The following is a 2,561-nucleotide window of genomic DNA, read 5'->3' as shown; positions in this document are numbered from 1 at the left end:
GACCGAATGACCGCCCCCGTCCGCTCCCGCCCTGCCCGCCTCTGGCTGCGCTGGCGCTTCCACCTGAGCGCCCTGCTGGTGCTCATCCCCCTCGGCTACATGCCCGCCTACTTCCACGAGGCCAGACTGGAACGCGGCCTCCAGGGCCTGGGCGAGCGCCCAATAGGCGAGCTGGCGGTCGGCCCCTGGCGCGTGCGCCTGGCGGAATGGGAACGGGGCGAGCCGGTGCGCGAAGGCAAGGCCGGCTACATGAAGGACTTCAGCCTGGCGTTCTGCCGCGAGTGCGACGCCGCGATCAAGGCGGCCTACCTGCGGGTGGGCAAGCCGCGCTACCTGCGCGCGGCCGGCGCCCTCGCCTCGGGCAGCCCCTACCGGCGCCTGGCGGAAGTGCGCATCCCCGAGGACGCCCCGGCGGATGCCGAGCTGTGGCTGACGGTGGAAGGCTGGGACGGCTCGGTGCACCAGGCCGCACTGCCCCTCGCCCAGGCGTCCCCCGACGTGGTGGCCTGGCTCGGCAAGCGTGGAGGTGGCCGATGAAGCGCTGGCTCGGTGCCCTGCTCCTGCTGGCCGGCGGCAACGCCTGGGGCCACGGGATCTATTGCGAATGCCAGGCCCTGGACGCCACGCAGGTGCGCTGCGTGGGCGGTCTCTCGGACGGCACCGCCACGCCGGGGGCGACCCTGGACGTGCTCGACGATGAGGGGCAGGTGCTCATCCACGGCATCCTGGGCGAGGACTCCAGCTTCACCTTCGAACGCCCGAGCGGGGCGTTCCACGTCCTGCTGGAACTGGGGCCCGGGCATACGGCGGAAGTGGAGCCCGAGGCGATCCGCCCGCGCTGAGAACCCGCGGGCGGGAACGGGGGGCTAGCGCGGGGCGATGTGCACCACCATCAACTGCACGCTCTCCTGCCCGCGAAACTCGTTCACGTCCAGGCGGTAGGCCAGCTCGGCCCAGCGCACGGTGGGGTTCGGCCAGACGTCGCGGTCGATGTTGAAGGCGATGCCGTCCAGCTGCAGCGAGCCGCACTCGCTCTTGAGCACCAGCTTCAGGTGGCGTTCGCCCACCAGGCGCTGCTGGGCGATCTGGAACACGCCGTGGAACAGCGGCTCGGGGAAGTGCTGGCCCCAGGGGCCGGCCTGGCGCAGGGCGCGGGCCAGTTCCAGGTGGAATTCCTGCAGGCTCAGCTGGCCGTCGGAGAGCAGGCGGCCGGTGAGGTCGTCCTCGGTGAGCTGGCGGCGCACCTCGGCGTCGAAGGCGCTGGCGAAGGCGCCGAAGTGCTCCACCGGCAGCGACAGGCCGGCGGCCATGGCGTGGCCGCCGAACTTGCTGATCAGCCCCGGGTGGCGGGCGGCGACAGCGTCCAGCGCATCGCGGATGTGGAACCCCGGCACCGAGCGCGCCGAGCCCTTGAGCAGGCCGTCGCCGGCATCGGCGAAGGCGATGGTCGGGCGGTGGTAACGCTCCTTGAGGCGCGAGGCGAGGATGCCGATGACGCCCTGGTGCCAGTCCGGCTCGAACAGGCAGAGGCCGAACGGCAGGTCTTCCAGCGGCAGGTCCTTGAGCTGGGCCAGGGCCTCGCGCTGCATGCCCTGCTCGATCTGCTTGCGGTCCTGGTTGAGCTGGTCCAGCTCCACGGCCATGTCCTGGGCCAGGGCCTGGTCTTCGCAGAGCAGGCATTCGATGCCCAGGCTCATGTCGTCCAGGCGACCGGCGGCGTTGAGGCGCGGGCCGAGGATGAAGCCGAGGTCGGTGGAGGTGATGCGCGCCGCCGGGCGACCGGCCACCTCCAGCAGCGCCTTGAGGCCGGGACGGGCACGGCCGGCGCGGATGCGCGCCAGGCCCTGGTGCACGAGGATGCGGTTGTTGGCGTCCAGCGGCACCACGTCGGCGACGCTGCCCAGGGCCACCAGGTCCAGCAGCTCGGCGAGGTTCGGCTCGGCCATGCCGCGCCGGGCGAACCAGCCCAGCTCGCGCAGGCGCGCGCGCAGGGCCAGCAGCACGTAGAAGATCACCCCGACCCCGGCCATGGACTTGCTGGGGAACTCGCAGCCCGGCTGGTTGGGGTTGACGATGGCGTCCGCCGCCGGCAGTTCCGGGCCCGGCAGGTGGTGGTCGGTGACCAGCACCTTGAGCCCGGCGGCCTTGGCGGCGGCCACGCCGTCGACGCTGGAGATGCCGTTGTCCACGGTCACCAGCAGCTGCGGTTCGCGCTGCAGGGCGACGGCGACGATCTCCGGGGTCAGCCCGTAGCCGTACTCGAAGCGGTTGGGCACCAGGTAGTCGACGTGGGCGGCGCCGAGCATGCGCAGGCCGAGCACGCCGACGCAGCTGGCGGTGGCACCGTCGGCGTCGAAGTCACCGACGAAGAGGATGCGCTGGCGCTGCTCCAGGGCCTCCACCAGCAGCGTCACCGCGGCGTCGATGCCCTTCATCTGCGTGTAGGGGATGAGCCGCGCCAGGCCCTTGTCCAGCTCCTCCGCGCAGCTCACGCCTCGGGCGGCGTAGAGGCGGGTCAGCAGGGGCGGCAGGTTGCCCAGGTCGGGCAGTGTGGCGGGCAG

3 protein-coding genes are annotated in these 2,561 nt (G+C 72.3%); 2 read left to right on the top strand and 1 reads right to left on the bottom strand.

Going from position 1 to position 2,561, the window contains the following annotated elements; translation table 11 throughout:
• The first annotated feature begins 6 nt into the window (after positions 1–6).
• The gene (locus SZ55_RS26180) at positions 7–537 is read left to right on the top strand and encodes a hypothetical protein (protein WP_044414048.1); all 531 of its coding nucleotides are present in this window, start codon (positions 7–9) and stop codon (positions 535–537) included.
• Positions 534–842 carry a hypothetical protein gene (locus SZ55_RS26175; RefSeq protein WP_044414046.1) on the top strand — a complete coding sequence of 103 codons (309 nt, stop codon included), beginning with the start codon at positions 534–536 and terminating at the stop codon, positions 840–842. Before SZ55_RS26180 ends, SZ55_RS26175 begins: the two co-directional genes overlap by 4 nt.
• A gap of 24 nt (positions 843–866) precedes the next feature.
• Here the strand turns inward: SZ55_RS26175 and recJ are convergent.
• Positions 867–2,561 (bottom strand): single-stranded-DNA-specific exonuclease RecJ (recJ, locus tag SZ55_RS26170; protein ID WP_052807679.1); only part of this gene is annotated, 1,695 nt, incomplete at its 5' end.

This window comes from Pseudomonas sp. FeS53a (assembly GCF_000931385.1).
GTDB lineage: Bacteria > Pseudomonadota > Gammaproteobacteria > Pseudomonadales > Pseudomonadaceae > Metapseudomonas > Metapseudomonas otitidis.
This window is presented reverse-complemented; position numbering and strand designations above follow the sequence as displayed.

Excerpts from the sequence above, each read along its gene's own strand:
- SZ55_RS26180 (WP_044414048.1), top strand. The coding sequence starts at position 7 with ATGACCGCCCCCGTCCGCTCCCGCCCTGCCCGCCTCTGGCTGCGCTGG.
- SZ55_RS26175 (WP_044414046.1), top strand. The coding sequence starts at position 534 with ATGAAGCGCTGGCTCGGTGCCCTGCTCCTGCTGGCCGGCGGCAACGCC.